Source organism: Frondihabitans sp. VKM Ac-2883 (genome assembly GCF_015350875.1).
GTDB lineage: Bacteria > Actinomycetota > Actinomycetes > Actinomycetales > Microbacteriaceae > Frondihabitans.
On record NZ_JADKSF010000001.1, the window covers coordinates 134,156 to 149,033 of the forward strand.

Annotated in this window: 27 protein-coding genes; all 27 read right to left on the reverse strand. The window is 65.3% G+C overall.

Annotated features, from left to right (window positions below):
- Window position 1: 1 nt before the first annotated feature.
- Complete coding sequence (locus ITJ49_RS00680) at window positions 2-238, reverse strand: hypothetical protein (RefSeq protein ID WP_194600289.1); 237 nt, start codon at window positions 236-238, stop codon at window positions 2-4.
- A 107-nt stretch (window positions 239-345) separates the two neighbouring features.
- A complete protein-coding gene (locus tag ITJ49_RS00685; RefSeq protein WP_194600291.1) occupies window positions 346-780 on the reverse strand; it encodes a hypothetical protein in 435 nt (144 codons plus the stop codon).
- 80 nt (window positions 781-860) lie between these two features.
- The gene (locus ITJ49_RS00690; protein ID WP_194600293.1) at window positions 861-1,085 is read right to left on the reverse strand and encodes a hypothetical protein; all 225 of its coding nucleotides are present in this window, start codon (window positions 1,083-1,085) and stop codon (window positions 861-863) included.
- An 11-nt stretch (window positions 1,086-1,096) separates the two neighbouring features.
- Window positions 1,097-1,657 carry a hypothetical protein gene (locus ITJ49_RS00695; RefSeq protein ID WP_194600295.1) on the reverse strand — a complete coding sequence of 187 codons (561 nt, stop codon included), beginning with the start codon at window positions 1,655-1,657 and terminating at the stop codon, window positions 1,097-1,099.
- A gap of 69 nt (window positions 1,658-1,726) precedes the next feature.
- Complete coding sequence (locus ITJ49_RS00700) at window positions 1,727-2,143, reverse strand: hypothetical protein (protein WP_194600297.1); 417 nt, start codon at window positions 2,141-2,143, stop codon at window positions 1,727-1,729.
- Between the two features lie 8 nt (window positions 2,144-2,151).
- Window positions 2,152-2,418, reverse strand: a complete 267-nt coding sequence (locus ITJ49_RS00705; protein ID WP_194600299.1) for a hypothetical protein — start codon at window positions 2,416-2,418, stop codon at window positions 2,152-2,154.
- A complete protein-coding gene (locus tag ITJ49_RS00710) occupies window positions 2,411-2,758 on the reverse strand; it encodes a hypothetical protein (protein WP_194600301.1) in 348 nt (115 codons plus the stop codon). Before ITJ49_RS00710 ends, ITJ49_RS00705 begins: the two co-directional genes overlap by 8 nt.
- The gene (locus ITJ49_RS00715; protein WP_194600304.1) at window positions 2,758-3,357 is read right to left on the reverse strand and encodes a hypothetical protein; all 600 of its coding nucleotides are present in this window, start codon (window positions 3,355-3,357) and stop codon (window positions 2,758-2,760) included. Before ITJ49_RS00715 ends, ITJ49_RS00710 begins: the two co-directional genes overlap by 1 nt.
- A 23-nt stretch (window positions 3,358-3,380) precedes the next feature.
- Entirely contained in the window at window positions 3,381-4,355 is a 975-nt protein-coding gene (locus tag ITJ49_RS00720) for a P22 phage major capsid protein family protein (RefSeq protein WP_194600306.1), read from the reverse strand.
- A gap of 59 nt (window positions 4,356-4,414) precedes the next feature.
- A complete protein-coding gene (locus ITJ49_RS00725) occupies window positions 4,415-4,909 on the reverse strand; it encodes a hypothetical protein (protein ID WP_194600308.1) in 495 nt (164 codons plus the stop codon).
- A gap of 64 nt (window positions 4,910-4,973) precedes the next feature.
- Window positions 4,974-5,816 carry a hypothetical protein gene (locus tag ITJ49_RS00730; protein WP_194600310.1) on the reverse strand — a complete coding sequence of 281 codons (843 nt, stop codon included), beginning with the start codon at window positions 5,814-5,816 and terminating at the stop codon, window positions 4,974-4,976.
- Complete coding sequence (locus ITJ49_RS00735; RefSeq protein ID WP_194600312.1) at window positions 5,785-7,137, reverse strand: phage portal protein; 1,353 nt, start codon at window positions 7,135-7,137, stop codon at window positions 5,785-5,787. Before ITJ49_RS00735 ends, ITJ49_RS00730 begins: the two co-directional genes overlap by 32 nt.
- 11 nt (window positions 7,138-7,148) lie before the next feature.
- A complete protein-coding gene (locus ITJ49_RS00740; RefSeq protein ID WP_194600314.1) occupies window positions 7,149-8,798 on the reverse strand; it encodes a terminase in 1,650 nt (549 codons plus the stop codon).
- Window positions 8,798-9,196, reverse strand: coding sequence for a hypothetical protein (locus ITJ49_RS00745; protein WP_228513886.1), 399 nt, complete (start codon window positions 9,194-9,196; stop codon window positions 8,798-8,800). Before ITJ49_RS00745 ends, ITJ49_RS00740 begins: the two co-directional genes overlap by 1 nt.
- Window positions 9,197-9,906: 710 nt before the next feature.
- A complete protein-coding gene (locus tag ITJ49_RS00750) occupies window positions 9,907-10,170 on the reverse strand; it encodes a hypothetical protein (protein WP_194600318.1) in 264 nt (87 codons plus the stop codon).
- Window positions 10,171-10,463: 293 nt separating this feature from the next.
- The gene (locus ITJ49_RS00755) at window positions 10,464-11,396 is read right to left on the reverse strand and encodes a hypothetical protein (protein ID WP_194600321.1); all 933 of its coding nucleotides are present in this window, start codon (window positions 11,394-11,396) and stop codon (window positions 10,464-10,466) included.
- Window positions 11,393-11,821 (reverse strand): hypothetical protein, encoded by a 429-nt coding sequence (locus tag ITJ49_RS00760; protein ID WP_194600322.1) that lies wholly within the window; start codon window positions 11,819-11,821, stop codon window positions 11,393-11,395. Before ITJ49_RS00760 ends, ITJ49_RS00755 begins: the two co-directional genes overlap by 4 nt.
- A complete protein-coding gene (locus tag ITJ49_RS00765; protein ID WP_194600324.1) occupies window positions 11,818-12,084 on the reverse strand; it encodes a hypothetical protein in 267 nt (88 codons plus the stop codon). Before ITJ49_RS00765 ends, ITJ49_RS00760 begins: the two co-directional genes overlap by 4 nt.
- The gene (locus tag ITJ49_RS00770) at window positions 12,081-12,452 is read right to left on the reverse strand and encodes a hypothetical protein (protein WP_194600326.1); all 372 of its coding nucleotides are present in this window, start codon (window positions 12,450-12,452) and stop codon (window positions 12,081-12,083) included. Before ITJ49_RS00770 ends, ITJ49_RS00765 begins: the two co-directional genes overlap by 4 nt.
- A complete protein-coding gene (locus ITJ49_RS00775; RefSeq protein WP_194600328.1) occupies window positions 12,445-12,885 on the reverse strand; it encodes a hypothetical protein in 441 nt (146 codons plus the stop codon). The genes ITJ49_RS00770 and ITJ49_RS00775 overlap by 8 nt, the downstream gene beginning before the upstream one ends.
- Entirely contained in the window at window positions 12,882-13,124 is a 243-nt protein-coding gene (locus tag ITJ49_RS00780) for a hypothetical protein (RefSeq protein WP_194600330.1), read from the reverse strand. The genes ITJ49_RS00775 and ITJ49_RS00780 overlap by 4 nt, the downstream gene beginning before the upstream one ends.
- The gene (locus ITJ49_RS00785) at window positions 13,121-13,360 is read right to left on the reverse strand and encodes a response regulator transcription factor (protein WP_194600332.1); all 240 of its coding nucleotides are present in this window, start codon (window positions 13,358-13,360) and stop codon (window positions 13,121-13,123) included. The genes ITJ49_RS00780 and ITJ49_RS00785 overlap by 4 nt, the downstream gene beginning before the upstream one ends.
- On the reverse strand, window positions 13,360-13,485 hold the full coding sequence (locus ITJ49_RS17755) for a hypothetical protein (protein WP_255521616.1): 126 nt from the start codon (window positions 13,483-13,485) through the stop codon (window positions 13,360-13,362). Before ITJ49_RS17755 ends, ITJ49_RS00785 begins: the two co-directional genes overlap by 1 nt.
- Window positions 13,485-14,030 (reverse strand): single-stranded DNA-binding protein, encoded by a 546-nt coding sequence (locus tag ITJ49_RS00790; RefSeq protein ID WP_194600334.1) that lies wholly within the window; start codon window positions 14,028-14,030, stop codon window positions 13,485-13,487. Before ITJ49_RS00790 ends, ITJ49_RS17755 begins: the two co-directional genes overlap by 1 nt.
- Window positions 14,030-14,290, reverse strand: coding sequence for a DUF3039 domain-containing protein (locus ITJ49_RS00795; protein ID WP_194600335.1), 261 nt, complete (start codon window positions 14,288-14,290; stop codon window positions 14,030-14,032). The genes ITJ49_RS00790 and ITJ49_RS00795 overlap by 1 nt, the downstream gene beginning before the upstream one ends.
- The gene (locus tag ITJ49_RS00800) at window positions 14,287-14,583 is read right to left on the reverse strand and encodes a hypothetical protein (RefSeq protein WP_194600336.1); all 297 of its coding nucleotides are present in this window, start codon (window positions 14,581-14,583) and stop codon (window positions 14,287-14,289) included. Before ITJ49_RS00800 ends, ITJ49_RS00795 begins: the two co-directional genes overlap by 4 nt.
- Window positions 14,580-14,849, reverse strand: coding sequence for a hypothetical protein (locus ITJ49_RS00805; protein ID WP_194600337.1), 270 nt, complete (start codon window positions 14,847-14,849; stop codon window positions 14,580-14,582). Before ITJ49_RS00805 ends, ITJ49_RS00800 begins: the two co-directional genes overlap by 4 nt.
- Window positions 14,850-14,878 lie beyond the last annotated feature (29 nt).

The following is a 14,878-nucleotide window of genomic DNA, read 5'->3' on the forward strand; positions in this document are numbered from 1 at the left end:
TTCAACCTCGGTTCTTGCGTAGGACCTCCATCGCCTGAGATGGGGTGAGGGTGGTTCGCCCGAACTGGGTCTCGTTGCTGTTGCGCCACGGCCGTGGGTACGGCTTCGGGCGCCTCTTGCTGTTCACCGAGACGAACTGGTCAATGAGATCGGCCGTCGCCAGGTACTCCCGGCTGACCGGATACCGCCAGTCGTTGAGCGCGACGAACAACCACGACGTCGTTTCCCGGGAACTCACCTTGATGAGCCGGTCGACGATGACGTGGTCGACGGTGCGTCCAATGTCAGACGGGGTGAAGCCGAGCTTGTGGAGCTCGTAAACGAACTCGTCGGGGTGAGCCCTCGCTAGCGATTGGAGGGCTTGGATTCCCCCAGGCCGACGTGCTCCGACCAGATGGTGAAGACCTGATCGAGGTCTTCGAGATCAAGGACGCTGCGGAACCCCTCGGGGACGACGTTGGCGTAGAAGGCACCGATTAAGGCGGCGCCGAGCTCGCGCTGGTACGTGTCGAGGGTTTCCTTCGACGCGCCGCGGGGCTGACGGAATCCAGCCTGGATCGTGAGGATCTCGGGGGGGATGCGGCCGGGGAGCTCGTAGAGCTCGCGGGATCCGGCGGGATACTCGAGCACGATCGGCTTGCGGACGGTCGCTGTGACCTGGACGGCCTGGCTGGCGGCCGGCGCGGTCTCTTCGGCGGGCTTGGCCTGCCACTGGCGGAACGCTTCTAGCTCGTCGGCAGTGGGCGCCGGGGCAGTCGTGTCGGTGGGGGTGTCAGACATGGTGGTCTCCTTGGTCGGTAGAAGATGGTCGGGAAGGTGTGGAGGGTGGCCGGCCCCGACCAAGCCGGCCACCCCGTGTGCTACTCGGGGTCGGTTTCGCCCTGAGTGGTCTTGTCGCCTTCGGTCGCCGGACTGGCAGCCTTGGGCGCCTTCGTGCTCGCCTTCGGGGTGGTGCTCCGAGGCTTGGCCGCGGTCTTCGAGTCAGGCACCTCGGTGACGAGAGCCCAGTGGTTCGGGTCTCGAGCCTCGAACTCTTCGTCGGTGAACTCCTTCACCTCGCCGGTCTGCGTGTGACGTGCATGCATGGCTTTTCTCCTTATTCGGCGAGTGCCGAGTACCACTTGATGGCGGAATAGGACTCGCCGTCGACGGTGACGGCGTAACCCGTGACGGTGATCTCGTAGCCGATGGCCTCACCGCTCGCGAAGACCTGGTCGCCGACCTCGGTGATCTCGCCCGAAGGGACGTAGATACGGATGAGGTCCTCGCCGTCGATGATGTCGATGACGTGCTGCTTGCGGCCGCCGGTCTTCGAAGGGTCGATCTTCACCGAACCATCGGCGGCGACGGTAACGCCGTAGTAGGTCTCGAGGGTGCCCTTGGTCGTCTCGAGCAGGGTGCCCTTGTACTGGATCGACGACTCGGTGACGGGCTCACGAACAAGGGCGCCGTTCTGCCAGGCACGGATCTGGTTCGTCGACCGGTCTCGGGTCTCGGTGATCCCGTCGTCGCCGACATAGCCGAGGTCGTCGAAGCCGGGGCCGGGCGTCGGTGCGGCGAGAGCCGACGAGGCGCTGGTGGGTGCCGGAGCAGTGAGGGGGCCGGTGTACCAGGCTCCCGTTACCGCCACCCGGACGTTGTCTGAGTTCAGGGCCACGAGGGCTCCTTTCATCTTGTGTGTTGTGGGCGGGGGTGCCCGGGTTCCTGGTCGGAGGAAATCGTGGGTTTAAACGGCCAGCTGTGAGCCGCGGTGGTGCAGCTCAAGCTCGGCGGTCTGCCGGAAATAGCCTGTCGCGGCGAAGTCGTCGTTTGGTCCGCCGTTGACGATCGCGGCAGTGAAGGGGCGACCGTCAGCCATGCCTCCGGGCCCCCTGGATGCGCACAGGGCCAAGACGAGGTTGATGAGGTCGACGGCCTCTGCTTCGTCGCGCGTGTAGACGTCGACGGTGGCGAAGCTGCGGCGCACCGTGTTGGTTGTGCCGCCGCCGGGGGAGCGGGTCAGGACTACTGCGCGCTCGGCGCCGGACGGGACCTGGTTCGAAACGGTGAGCCCTGCCGCGTAAGACTCTGGTCGCGACTCCAGCAGGGCCGAGAGGCGGCTGATGGCCGCGGCGAGGTAGTCGGAGTAGAGGATCGGTTGCACGAGGCCTCCTACGAGCTGGTGCCGCCAAGGACGGAACGGATTGCGGCGACCAGGGCCGCCCGGGTGTCGTGCTCGAACGAGCGCTGGGCCTCGATGCGGAGGCGCACACGACTGCCGCCTCCTGCCGCTGCTGTACGGATGGCAACGATGGTCGATCCGGGCACCTGTGCCGCGATCGACTCGGCGGACGGGCGCAGGGCGGCTTCCATCTCCGACGACGACATGACTTGGGCGCCGAAGGCTGCATTGTTCATGACCACGCGGGTTTTAGCCATCGACGTACTCCGAGCGGGTGAGGCGAACGGCCGAGCCGGGATCCCAGTCTGAGAAGCCTGAGCTCCAGTCGGCGGGGTCGCTGTCGACCTCGTAATCGATGCCTCGGACAGTGAAAGAGTCATGCGGGTCGACGGGGTGCCCGGGCGGCAGATAGAGGGTCAGGGACACCGTGTTGGTGTCACTTCCGACCGCGGCCGTCTCGCCGCCGAGAGCGGCACTCCCGCCTGGGGCTACGAAAACACCATCGATGGTGAGGTCGGAGGTGACGAAGGTTGGCTTTTGGTAACGATCGGGCGGGCCCGGTGTCCGGGTGTGCTGGGTGACTGTCTCGCCACTCATCAGCAGTCCTGCCGTGGGCGGTCGTACCCCGTGAGGATCGCGCCGTAGCGTGCTCGCCGGAACGACTGGGCGATCGCCAGGTCGTCAGGCGAGAGCCGGGGGGCGGCACCGAGCGCCCATGCGGCGTAGGTTTCCTGCGTCGTGAATGGCCCCTTGGTCTCGGAGCGTTGCGTGACGCCGGCCGCGGCGCTCTTCGAGGTGGTGAACACCTGGGCGGGAACACCGGCGACGGTCAGGCGTACGAGATCAGGGACCTCGCCGCCGTGCCGGTAAGTCACGCGAACGAAATCGCCCGCGCAGGCCTGGGGGATCGTCAACTCTTGCTGAAACAGGTCGAAAGCGAGGGTCTGGCCGGTCGTCGAGTCGGTGGTGACCGACACGACCTCAGTGACGGGGCGCTGCAGCAGGGCCACAGCGTTCCCCGTCACCTTGAGCCGGTTCGTCGTCTCGCCAGGCGTGAATTGCTGTCCCGACGCGATCCGGAACAGTTCCGACGCTTTCACGAGGATCGAATCGACCCTTTTCTGCTCGTCGGGGGTGAGGTCACGGCCGAGGACTTCTTCCACATCAGCGGAAACGGCAAGTGGTTCTCCGGTCATGACCTCACTCCTTTCTCAGCGCGTCAGGCGGCCGGCGCGGCGGTGCTGTAGGTCACCTTGATCGCGCGGACGAACTGCAGCGTCGGCTGGTTGTTGCCGTCGAGCACGAGCGAACCGTCCGCGTTCGTCTTCGGGTCCGTGACCGGAGCCGCACCGGCGAAGGCGTGGACGATCGAGCGGTCCTTGAGGTGGGTGCTGTCGTAGTCCCACAGCTGCGTGACCGCGAGCCCGTTGCCCGCGGCGACGCCGCCACCCTTCGCGACCCCGTTGGGGACGACGGGGGCGACGTTCGCGATCGCGAGGGCGCTCTCGTGGACGAAGAACGACTCCGTGGGGTTCAGGGCGTCGAGCTCGATGATGATGAACCCGCCGAGCTTGCCGACGACACCCTCGCGCAGTGCCTCGGGCAGGCCCGAGGTATCGACGTCGAGCAGCTTGTCGTACGAAGCGATCGCCTCGGAGATGTCCGAGCCGACGAGCCAGAAGCGGCCCGTTACGGGCACGTGAGCCTGCTGGAACAGCTTGCGGGCCCGGATCGCGACCTTGCGGGGGTCGGACTCGGCCGCGTCGGCGCTCTTGAGGTTGAACTTGACCGTGTTGACGAACGTCGCACCGGTCAGTGCGCCGACGACGACAGTCTCGATGAAGTCGGAGACTGCCTGCACCTGGGGGGCCTGAACGTCTCGGACGTAGTCGACCTCATCGAGGGTTTCCTCTTCCGGGGAGAGCTCGACGGCGCTGTAGATGTGCCGGTTCAGCGCGACCTGGATCTTGGTGTTCACCAGCTTGTCGATCACGATCGCGTCGTCGCCGCGCCACGCCTTCTCGCGTGCCACGAGAACGGCGGGACGGCGGATGCCGATCACGTCACCCTCGGCGCCTCGGAAGTCGGCCACGCCGAGCTTGGTGGTGAACAGGCTCGGGGCCTTGTTCGTCTTTCGGAGCAGGGCGAGCGCGGTAGCCGCGAACTTGGTGCCCTTGGTGAAGATGTTTGCCACGGTTCCTCCTTGGGGGTGTGATGTGGCCGCTTGGGGTCCGTGGCGGACACCAGCGGGGGTTACCTGGCGGTCACTGCCGCCACGATGTCGTCGGCCGACATCTCGCCTTCGCCGATCGGCTGACCGGCCTTGCCCTGACCGTCAGCAGACGGTGCGGCGGGGACCGGTGGGAGCAGAGCGAGGATCTGGTCGGCGTGCGTCTCGAGTTCCTCTTTCGTGGATCCTCGGAGCGTGTCGGACGAGATCTTGCGGTCCTCGAAGCCCTTGGCTTTCGCGACTTCCTCACGGAGAGTCGATTCGGCCTTCTTGGCGTCGATGTCCGCAAGTCGTTGCTCGGCGGCGTCGGCGCGAGCCTTCTCCCTCTCGAGGTCGGACTTGTTCGCGTCTTCGTGTTCGTCGAACTTCTTCGCCTTTTCGGCGTTCGACTTGGCCTGGTCTTCGTTCTTGCGAGACAGGGCCTTCCACTTTTCGGCTTCGGCGAGTGCTTCTCGAAGGGCTTTAGCCTCGGGCGTTTCGTCCGTGGGCTTGTCTTCCGGCTTGATGTCGTCAGTCATCGGTATCTCCCGTTTCGGGTTGGTTGCCGCCCATTTCGGGCGAATCCCCACGGTGTGGGGAAGATCAGAGGGCCGCGATGTCCGCAGCGCTGGTGAATTTGTCTGAACGCCACGCGAGGGTGGGTCCAAGTTCGCCGTGGTCGTTGGCGATGATGAGGTCGGTGAAGTCCGACAGGGGCTGGCCCGCGGACGAGACCTTCTCGCGGCCGAGGTCGCGTGCGCCCCGGTCGGTGCTGCCGAGGTGCGCGTCGATGAGGGCGTGCGTGCTTTCGAGCAGGTCGGGGTCGAGAACCGTGCCCGTGTGTGAGTCGCCGGACAGCGGTTCAACACCGCAGTCGCATCCGGGGTGGATCGGCATGAGGGTCTCTTTGCGGTACACCTGGGTGGATGCGATGACGCAGAGCGCGCAGTTCTCGAGGCCGGTGAGGGCCCGCCGGTAGTGGGTGAACCCCGAGTTTCCGAGGGCTTGCTGCGCCTGCCGGTTTCGCGACTGCTGAATGTTTGTGGCGACGATCGAAGCCATCCGGGCGGCCCCGTAGATCACAGCGTCGGCGAAGGGCGATCCGCCGGCGAGCGCCGTGTACAGGGTCACGGCCGCTCGACGGTAGACGTCGTACTGGGCGACCCCGCGATAGTTCAGCAGGGCATCCTGGTCGATCGTCGGGTTCCATGCCAACCCCGAGTTGAGGGCTGCCGCACCGATGTATGCGTTCTCGAGGTGAGCGACCTGCATCTGTGCAGCCTGAGTAGCTGGCATGATCTGCGAGATCAACCGGTCGATATCGGCGTCGCGGTACGACGGGGACGCGTCCCAGAGCGCGGCCGTGTAGGCGAGGGTTCGGTCCTTTACCTGCGCGGACGCGAGCTGGTTGGCGTTACTGAGCTGGAGCAGGGTTGCTTGGGGCATTGCCTGCTCCCGTCAGTGCGAACTGCTGCAGCATCTCGGATGCAGCGTCCTGGTCGTCTTGCTGGATCTCGTCGGGGGACATGCCCATGATGTTTCGCTTGATCCAGTGCCCGGACACGCCCGCGGCCTTTGCCTGCGTGGCGGCGAGCGTTTTTTCGGCGAACGAGATGTGCTCGGGCGGCTGCCAGAGCAGCTGGACAGTGGAACCGTCGTCGAGACCGCGGATACGGAGGGCAGCGACGAGCGCGGCTTCCATCGGCGCCGACGCCCGGGCGATGCGGTTCTTCGCCTTGAGGATCTGACCCTTCTGCGAGTTCTGCGCCCCCTCAGCGGATTGGTTGTCGCCGGAGGGGATGAACACAGACAGCGGGGTCTGAGTCACGCCGGCGAAGTCACGCCCATCGGACTCTTCACCCTTGAGAAGCGGGGTGATGTCCGTCTGCCCGGACTCCCACACGTCGATTCCCTCGGGGAGATCCCACAGGGCGCCCGGGGCAGGCTCGAGGATCTTGGCCCAGTCGATGCTGTTCCCGTCCTCGTCCTCCTGGGGGAGGCCACCTTTCATCGCCCGTTGCTTGTACGCCTGCATGGCCGTGGTGACCAGCCGCTGCAGCTTCCCAAGGTTGATGCGGTCGAGGACGTCGATGTGAGGCTCGAATTCGGCCACACCCTTGTCGTTCTCGAGCACATAGACAGGCACGCCGCCGTCGTACGACTCAGGTTCCGCCTCGGCGGTCCAGTCGCCGGCCGTGAGACCGATCGGGGTGCCGTTGCTGTTCTTCGACGAGCGCTGGAACAGCTGCCGAACACCGGGCACCCACACGAGGGCGTAGTCGAGACCAAGATCCGGGTCTCGCCACGCTTTCAGGGCAGCCCGAGCGCGCCACGGTTGCGCGGGGTCCGGGGCCGTGATGACCTGCTCGGGCGGCTCCGCGGTGATAATCGCGTCGCCGTCCCGCGTGCCCGTGATGAGGTAGCTCAGGCTGACGCTCAGCATGTCGAAGATGGCGTCGGCAAAGACCACATCGAGGCGGTTGTTCCGCCAGATGCGTTCCGCTTCTGTGACGGCCGGCGACTTGGACTTGCTGCCGATGCTGACCCCGTTCGGGATCATCCGACCGCCGAGCGACTCGCATGTGAGCCCGCCGTAGTTCGTCCGAGCCTTCTTCTGGAAGGCCTGCCACGTCGCCTTCGTGTTCTTCCCCATCTCGGGGAGAGGCGCGTGACCGTTCGAGTAGCGGCGCAGCCTCGCGATGCGGGGCTGCCGTGCATCGAGTCGCCCGGTGAGGATGGGGAGCCATTCGGCAGGCGTCGTAGCCATGGGCCCTCTTCTCAGTAGATGCGGCGAGCGCTTGTCTTTTTCTTCGTGAGCTTCGCGCCCAGAGCGTCGATGCCAGCCGCGTAGGCGAACATCGCGCCCCACGTCGCGTCGATCTTGGAACCGTCCTGGTCGTCGTCCGGCTTCATCAGCACGTACCCGGACCGGCGAGGGTCACGGCGTGCATTGAGGAAGTGCGAGGTGAGCTCAGGAGAGCCGTCGTAGGTGATATCGCCAGCGGAGATCGCGGACTCGAGCTGATCGAACGTGCCTGTGGTGCGTGCGAGGTCCTTCTGCCGCCACCGGATTGGCTCGTCGCGCGACATTCGAACCTTGAGGCGCTTCGAATGCTCGGCCTCCCACGTCTTCACATGGCCGGCCCAACCTGCTGACGGGTCGGCATAGAAGCCGACGACGTTGTAGTCCTTGAACGCCTGGCGGACAGCCGCTTCCACCTCGAGCACTGGTGGCCGCCAGCCCTCACCTTTCGGGCCATCTGGTTGCTCCCAGATGCCGACCTTGAACAGGTGGCGCTGAGCGACCGAGTAGCCGATCAGGACAGTCGAGTCTGCGGTGCCTCGGCCGGGCTTGCGCCCCTCCGAACCATCGAAGCCGAGTGTGATCGGCTCTGTCTTCGAGATGACCTTGTCGAAGTCCTGGATGGCGCGCAGCTCAGGCTGCGAGACAAACGAGTTCGTCGCGTGCGTGATCTGGTTCAGGAAGTCGGCACGGAGCACCTGCGGGTCATTCGACGTGTCGAGGAACGCCAGCGCCTGCCGCTCGATCGGCGCCCACCCGGGCTCACAGGGTGGCACGTGGATGACACAGCCGTCCGGATGGTCCGAACTGTCGCCGTACGCGTACCGGAGGCCGTAGATCAGCGATTCCCGGTTCGTCGGGTCGGTGTCGGCCGGCGCTTCACGGTGATCGTAGAGAAGCTGTCGTGCCGCGGAAAGATCCGGGTACTTACCCGACTCGATCAGCTCCCAGTCGCGCGCGGATGCCTCGGCGACCGAGTTCTCACCGGGGGTGAACGCGTTCGGCGACTCGATCGTCACCCCGGAGGCCTTCGTCGAGTTGTTCCGAATGTTCTGCGCCAGACGGAGACCGCCGTTGCCCTTCACCCACTCTTCGGTCTGGTCCATGATCGCCGCGACCTGACCAGGCAGGCCCTTGATCGACCGACCGGACGAAGTGCGAGGCTCGATCTTGCCGCCGGGGATCCCGATGAACGTGTCCATCGGGTCGACGTCGAACTCGTTGACCAGCGCATCAGTGCGCGCCATCTCGAGCATCGGCGCCCACGTGTTCTGCACCTGATCGTCCGAAGTCGCAGTGACCGGGACGTTGATGATGCTCTTGAAGTCCGACCACGGCCGGGCGACCGGCTGCCCATCCGCATCCCAGCCATCCGGGACGACCTCAAATAGGGCCTCGCTGATACCGATCGCGGCAAGCTTCGGCGACTTGCCCCAACCACGAGGGCGCTGAATGATTGCCCGGGTCTTCACCCGTTTGCAGGTGACCGGGTCGATCTCGTAGAAGCGGATCAGGAACTCGAGTTGCTCGCGGGACACGACGAAGTCGAGGAACTCGGCCATCTGGTCCGCGACGTGGAACCCGAGCGTGGGGAACGCTTCGCCGTCGAGAGGGAGCCACGGCACTACTCAGCCGCCGCTTCTGGCGGGAGGGCGATGCCACCGAAGCGATCACGTGAGCTACGGCGTGCGGTGGTCTTTGTCTCGGCCTCTTCGGCCTGCGCGAACGTGATCCGCAGCCGAGCGCGGTCCTCAGGGGTAGCACCGAACTTCGCAGTACGCAGCCGAAGCTCGCCAGCCAGCTTGATGTCGCCCTTCCAGAACCGTGCGTGGATCAGCGCGGTGTCTCGGAGCTCCGACCAGTCTGTGGAAGTGAAGTCGACCGACAGCGGGGAGTCAGCCCACATCTGCCACCACTCGAGCGTGATCTGCGGCCAGATGAACTCGGTGAACTCGCCATCCTCTTCAATGGCGATCGACGGCAGGAGCGGCTGATCGACAACCGCACGCGGCAGGATACGCATCGCGACCGGGTCCGAGTTCCGACGAGCCCTCTTAGCGGGGTCTTTCGGTGGTACGCCTCTTCCGGCCATGGGTGCTCCCGTTTCGGGTGATCGGCCGCCGTTTCGGTGGCCTCAGATGCTGCTCGCGCCGCGCGTCCCAGAATCCCCAGAACCGTACGCAGCCTTTGCCACAGCACCTATACGAGTCGGCAGAGGGGGTGGTAGGGGGTGGAGGCACCCCTTGCTGTGCGCCTGCGTGAGGCATCGGGTCAATCGTTGGTGGTGCTGCTGCTTGGTGCTGTGCTCGTGGGTGTCTGAGGCGCGTGGCACGCGTGGGATGGGTGTGAGGCTACGGCGCTACTGGGTCGTGATGATGATCGATGGGGTGAGCGTCTTGATACCCCTTGGACTCGGATCATTTCTCGCGTCAGTGCAAACCTGGATGCTTCTCTTTGGGCTTTGTTGCTGATGGTCGACGTGTGAGCATCCTTGCTTGGCGCGCTTCGACCGCTGTCTTCTTGTTGTGATGCCAGGCGCACAGCCATTGCAGGTTGGTCAGCCTGTGGTCGTCGCCTGGTTCGATGTGATCGCAGTCTGTTCCCCGTTCGACGCAGCGTGTGTCGTCACGCATGGTGGCTTCACATCGGCCGCCTGCTCGCTCTTCGACGGTGGCCCTGCGTGCTGCCCAGTCGTCGGGTAGGCGGGACTTGCGGTCGGACCCTGCCCACTGGCTACCCAAGGGTGGATACCCCCGGGTCGGTTGTGCCCACCCCCGGGTCGTCTTGGGTGGGGGTGGGTGTTGGTGCGGGGGCGGCGTCTCGGATGAGTGCCCGGAGTGTGTCGCTGTCGATGGTGGCGACGGCTGTGTAGCGGATAGTGGTTGGTCCGCTGTTGGGGATGAAGTCGATGGTGACTGTGCCTGCTTGGATGGCGTCGGGGTCGATGCCTGCCGTGGTGAGGATGGCACGGTCGAAGTCGGATCCGAGGTTGATCATGCGTCAGTCTCCTGCGGGTGAGGTGTTCCCCGGGGCTCTCAGCGCAGCAACGTGTGTGTCGCTCGGTCGCGGGGAAGTAGTTGCTCGGATTTGCGTGGCGAGCCTGCACGGCGCACGGCTGCTAGGCGGTGCGGCTGTCCCCGATCACAGGGGGCTGGTGGGCGAAACGGCCTGGAAACACAAAGGGCCCCTACCGAAGTAGGGGCCCTTTCATGCAAGAGGCCCGAGTGATGTTCACTCAGGCCCAGTCATTCGCTACACAGAGTGTAACTGGTTTCTGCTCGCACGCGCCATCATGCGGATCGTGTCGGCTTGTGCTCGTCTCGGTAGTCCTCCCAGCGCTTGTCTCGGGACGCCTTCTGCCGGATGCGGTTGGCTCTCCACGTTTCGAGCAGCTCTTCCACTCGGACGTGCACTGCACCGCCAGCCGTGTAGGTAGGCAGACCCTCGGCGATGTACCGGTCGAGGGTTGAGCGGCCCATCTCCAGCTCGGTGATTGCCTGCCGCTTCGTCCACCACTCGGCCTTCGGGTCGGCGTGCTCTTCTCGGAGTTCGTGCATAAGTTCGCGCACACGGCCGGCCTTGATGAAGTCGGCGGCGTCCTGGTGGTGGCCGCAGAACGAGCACCGGAGTTCGAAGTCGGTGACGTCGTCTCCCTGCCAGTCGGCACCGTAGGTGAACCGGTCGCAGACGGGGCATGCGCGGTCGAGGACGGGCCGTTGCCGTCGCGGCGAGGTCGGGTAGCGGGCGGTCAGCTCTTGCACGATCGTCGCCGCGTCGACGAAGTAGGTGCGCGCTGCCTCGTGCATCAGGATGCGATCGTGTCTGGTGAGCAGCCAGAACGTCGCGGCTGCGGTGAGGTGGTGTGCACCCTCGGCCGTGATACCGGCCCGGAATCCCTGCGCCTCGCCTGCTACTCGCCAGTGCGTCTGGATGAGCGCCGGCGGCTGCTCGTCGTAGACGCCAGCCCAGTAGGACACCCACTCGAGGATCCTGGCGAAGGCGAGGTCGGAGTCGTCGACCGCGTCCGCATGGAGCGGGAGCGGGGCGGTCTTCGATGCGGCGCGGGGCATGCCGTCCTGCACGCCTCCGATACCCGGGGTTACTTGGGCGCGGACCCAGCCGATGATGGCTGGTGCCTCGGTGAGGCGGTGTCGCGCTCGGGCTGCCTTGAGCTGCAGCTCTGTGCGTTCGTCGACGTCGGTCAGGGTGGTGAGTTCGGTCATGCCGGATCTCCGTTCGTCGTCGTGGTCTCTTCCTGGTCGGCGCGGTCGCGGAACCATTCAGCGGCCAGCCCGAGAGTGTCGTAGGCGTAGGGGATTCCTTTCGCCGCGTCCCGTAGCGCTGTCGCCCGCACGGCCTTGTCGCGCACGGCATCACGAGCGGCCAGGGCGTCATGCGGGGCCTGAGACAGAATTTCGTAGACCCGAAGTGCGCCGATGTGGGCCTTGTCGAATCCGCTTGGCCCAGCTTTGTGAGCGGAAATCGCTTGCTCGATCACGGCGTCGCGTTCCACGAGCTGCGCCTCAGCGGCAAGGGCACGTTTCTCCATCACAGCAAGCGCGTCCAACGTCTTTACGCGCCGCTCGGTTTCAGCCGTGGCCTTGTGGACCTGGCGTTGTTCCTCTTTCGAAAGTCGGGGTCGCATCATTCGTCTGGCTCCCATTCGAAGTCGTCCAAGCCCCAGTGCGTAGCGATAATTCGCTTCGCCCGTATGAGTCGCTCGTCGTCGGTGTCTTTGTTGTAGATCTGCTCGTCGTCATCTACGACGAGCATTAGCTTGCGCATCAGGGTCTCGCGTTCCACGACCTGCGCAGTGAGCGCACGAATCGCGGCGGCGGCATCCAAGGCGGCACCATAGGCCCGCTGAGGATGTTCAAGCCGTGTCAGCAGTTCGTCGTACTCCGATGTCATTTCTGGGCCTCCTTCGCGGCGTCTGCTCGCCGGTATTGCTCCTCGTAATCCGAAACCGCACCTCGCGTACGAGCGCGGGCCACTTCAAGATCTTTGGTCAAAGAGGCAATTTGTTCGGCTTGCTCGTCGATAGTTGATTCAGCTTGTTCGAGCGCGACCTCGTACTTGTTGCGAGCTCTAATAACGTTGTCTAAGAGCGTCTCGGCCTCATCTCGCTTAGCGCGCTCCGAGGCCAGCGCGGCTTGGTCCTGGTGCTCTTGCCAAGCCATGCCTGCGATGAAAGCGTTCTCGACCAGCTCATCGTTCGAGTCGAACAACCATTCCTCGGGAACTCCGGTCAGGAACGGTGGGGCCTGCTCTTCACTCATGGTTCAGCGCCTCCTTCGCGGCGTCGTAGTCGGCCAGTGCCGTGGCAACGTCATTGAACATGCCAAGTTGCGCACCGATAGAGCGAGCAGTTCGGACCTTCTCGATCGCTTTCTCCGCAACGTCGAGCGCCTTGAACAGACCTGAAACCGAGATCTGAAGTCGTAGCGTCTTGTCAGACGCAACGTCGAGCGCGGCGGTCAGCCGGTCCACCTCGGCGAGCAGCGGGCGGATGACGGCCATGACGTTTTCGATCACGTCCGGGTCTTCGTTCGCCGGCGTGAAGTCATCCTGGGTCATCGTGTTGTACTGCCACGCCTCCCACACACGCGTGCAGGCGTAGAGGTCTTCGAGCGCGACGGCGACCTTGTCGAGACTCTCGGCCTCGCGGAGCTCCGAGAGGCCAGCGGCAGAAAGGGGTTCGATGGCGGTCATCTCGTCACCCCGATGCACTGGGCTTCCTGGGAGCGGGAGGTGACCCAGTTGCCGCCGGCGGCGACGCACGAGTCGAAGCGGGCGAGATCCTTCACGGCCTGCTTCTGCGCGTTCTGTGTTCCGAGGAACACGGAGGCGACGATGCCGCCGACGATGATCGTGGCGATGAGGACGGCGGCGATGGGCCAGAGGATCTCGCCGGCGTCTCGTCGGGGGAGGGTGGTCTTGTCGAACGTCATGAGGTGGTGTCTCCGATCTGTGTCATGGCGAAGGCTCCGAGGGCCTGCGCGGTGTTGTGGGCGCCGAGCTTCTTGTAAGCACGGTCGCGGTATTCCTTGGCGGTGGTGAGGCCGATGCCCATCTCGACGGCGGCCATCTTCGTGGATGACCCGTCGCGGATGAGGCGCATGATCTCGGTCTCGCGCCCACTCAGCTGGGTCCCCTGCTCCTTGTGGGGCTGATGAGCGGCGGCCATCAGTCGGCCTCCTGCTGCACGCGGGCCGGGCGGCCTTCGTCGGGTGCGCTCTCGATCCGTGCGGCGAGCTCGCGGGCGTCTCCCTCGTCGTCGCACATGACGACGACGACCCATCGGAGGCCCATCAGAACGGGCTCTCGTCGTTGAAGGTGCCTCCCGTGTTCCAGACGTCGCCGGCGGGTGCTCCCTGCCCGCCCTGGGTGGTGGGCTGGCCCCAGGGCTCGCCGGCGGGGGCTGATTGGCCTGCGCCTTGGCTCTGCTGTCGTCCACCGCCGAACGAGCCGCCGGCGGCACCGTCGCGAGACGACGAAGCGCGGGTGACCTGAGCGGTCGCGTAGCGGAGCGAGGGGCCGATCTCGTCGATCTCGAGCTCGGTGCTCGTGCGCTTCTCGCCTGAGCTCGTCTCGTAGGCGCGCATCTTCAAGCGGCCCTGGGCGATGACCCGGGATCCCTTCGTGAGGGACGACGCGACGTGCTCGGCGAACTCACGCCAGACAGACGCTCGGAGGAAGAGCGCCTCACCGTCAACCCATTCGTTCTTCGCCCGATCGAACGTGCGCGGGGTGGAAGCGATCGTGAAGTTAGCCACTGCCAGCCCGCCCTGTGTGTAACGAAGCTCGGGCGCAGAGGTCAGGTTGCCGACGACGGTGATGACGGTCTCGCCGGACATCAGTTGCCCCCCTCGAGGTCGGCGATCATGATGTTCGCCGCTTCGAGGCACGCATCGCAGACGGGGAACTTCTCTGGGTCGCGGGCTGGAATCCACTTGTGGCCGCACAGGGCCGTGACTTCGAATCCCTCGACCCGTGCGCGCATCAGGTACGCCTCGGTGGGTTCCGAATCGCCCTGCCAGTTGACGATGTGGGTTCGGGTGGTGTCGTCGGTGGCGACGGCCTGCTCGGTTGGGCGGGTAATCGTGGCGTTGCTCATGCTGCTGTGTCCTTTCGTGCGCCCCGGACCAGTCGGTTCGGGGGGAGTTGGAGCCGTGTGCGCTGTTCGGCGACAGCTTTGTTGGTCATGTTCAAGCGCTTGCCGATCTCCGCGTCGGGCAGGCCGAGCTCCCACAGACGCTCGATGCTGCCTTTGCGGTCGTGTCCGAAGCCGGCCATCGCGAGGCCGGCACGGATGGCATATTCGGCGACGGTCATGCCTGCTGCTTCGGCGGCGTCTGACAGGGCGAAGAGCGCTTTGTCAGGGATATCTAGGACGACACGAGTGGTCACGACGCGACCCTCGTCATCCGCACACCCTCGGGATGGCGGCCGCACTGGCACTGCCCGAGCACCTGCCGGTGGCACTCGTAGGATCCGCACTCGCCAGTGATGCCGAAGACCTTCTCGCAGGTGAGCGATCGCTCCAGGATGAGGTCGAACGGGACCGGGCCCTTGTCGGTCTCCAGCGTGATCCGCGTCGGCGGTTTGTAGGCCGGCGGCGCGTAGAGGCTGATGCGGTCGCCCGCAGGCGAGCCGAACGTGTGTCCCTCGTCCATCGGGGGCTCCTTCCAGGGGTCGTGAAGCG

What these genes read in the sequence shown, in the direction of transcription:
- ITJ49_RS00685 (WP_194600291.1), bottom strand. Translation starts at nt 780, where the DNA reads ATGTCTGACACCCCCACCGACACGACTGCCCCGGCGCCCACTGCCGAC.
- ITJ49_RS00690 (WP_194600293.1), bottom strand. Translation starts at nt 1,085, where the DNA reads ATGCATGCACGTCACACGCAGACCGGCGAGGTGAAGGAGTTCACCGAC.
- ITJ49_RS00705 (WP_194600299.1), bottom strand. Translation starts at nt 2,418, where the DNA reads ATGGCTAAAACCCGCGTGGTCATGAACAATGCAGCCTTCGGCGCCCAA.
- ITJ49_RS00710 (WP_194600301.1), bottom strand. Translation starts at nt 2,758, where the DNA reads ATGAGTGGCGAGACAGTCACCCAGCACACCCGGACACCGGGCCCGCCC.
- ITJ49_RS00715 (WP_194600304.1), bottom strand. Translation starts at nt 3,357, where the DNA reads ATGACCGGAGAACCACTTGCCGTTTCCGCTGATGTGGAAGAAGTCCTC.
- ITJ49_RS00725 (WP_194600308.1), bottom strand. Translation starts at nt 4,909, where the DNA reads ATGACTGACGACATCAAGCCGGAAGACAAGCCCACGGACGAAACGCCC.
- ITJ49_RS00730 (WP_194600310.1), bottom strand. Translation starts at nt 5,816, where the DNA reads ATGCCCCAAGCAACCCTGCTCCAGCTCAGTAACGCCAACCAGCTCGCG.
- ITJ49_RS00735 (WP_194600312.1), bottom strand. Translation starts at nt 7,137, where the DNA reads ATGGCTACGACGCCTGCCGAATGGCTCCCCATCCTCACCGGGCGACTC.
- ITJ49_RS00745 (WP_228513886.1), bottom strand. Translation starts at nt 9,196, where the DNA reads ATGCGTATCCTGCCGCGTGCGGTTGTCGATCAGCCGCTCCTGCCGTCG.
- ITJ49_RS00750 (WP_194600318.1), bottom strand. Translation starts at nt 10,170, where the DNA reads ATGATCAACCTCGGATCCGACTTCGACCGTGCCATCCTCACCACGGCA.
- ITJ49_RS00755 (WP_194600321.1), bottom strand. Translation starts at nt 11,396, where the DNA reads ATGACCGAACTCACCACCCTGACCGACGTCGACGAACGCACAGAGCTG.
- ITJ49_RS00760 (WP_194600322.1), bottom strand. Translation starts at nt 11,821, where the DNA reads ATGATGCGACCCCGACTTTCGAAAGAGGAACAACGCCAGGTCCACAAG.
- ITJ49_RS00765 (WP_194600324.1), bottom strand. Translation starts at nt 12,084, where the DNA reads ATGACATCGGAGTACGACGAACTGCTGACACGGCTTGAACATCCTCAG.
- ITJ49_RS00770 (WP_194600326.1), bottom strand. Translation starts at nt 12,452, where the DNA reads ATGAGTGAAGAGCAGGCCCCACCGTTCCTGACCGGAGTTCCCGAGGAA.
- ITJ49_RS00775 (WP_194600328.1), bottom strand. Translation starts at nt 12,885, where the DNA reads ATGACCGCCATCGAACCCCTTTCTGCCGCTGGCCTCTCGGAGCTCCGC.
- ITJ49_RS00780 (WP_194600330.1), bottom strand. Translation starts at nt 13,124, where the DNA reads ATGACGTTCGACAAGACCACCCTCCCCCGACGAGACGCCGGCGAGATC.
- ITJ49_RS00785 (WP_194600332.1), bottom strand. Translation starts at nt 13,360, where the DNA reads ATGGCCGCCGCTCATCAGCCCCACAAGGAGCAGGGGACCCAGCTGAGT.
- ITJ49_RS17755 (WP_255521616.1), bottom strand. Translation starts at nt 13,485, where the DNA reads ATGGGCCTCCGATGGGTCGTCGTCGTCATGTGCGACGACGAGGGAGAC.
- ITJ49_RS00790 (WP_194600334.1), bottom strand. Translation starts at nt 14,030, where the DNA reads ATGTCCGGCGAGACCGTCATCACCGTCGTCGGCAACCTGACCTCTGCG.
- ITJ49_RS00795 (WP_194600335.1), bottom strand. Translation starts at nt 14,290, where the DNA reads ATGAGCAACGCCACGATTACCCGCCCAACCGAGCAGGCCGTCGCCACC.
- ITJ49_RS00805 (WP_194600337.1), bottom strand. Translation starts at nt 14,849, where the DNA reads ATGGACGAGGGACACACGTTCGGCTCGCCTGCGGGCGACCGCATCAGC.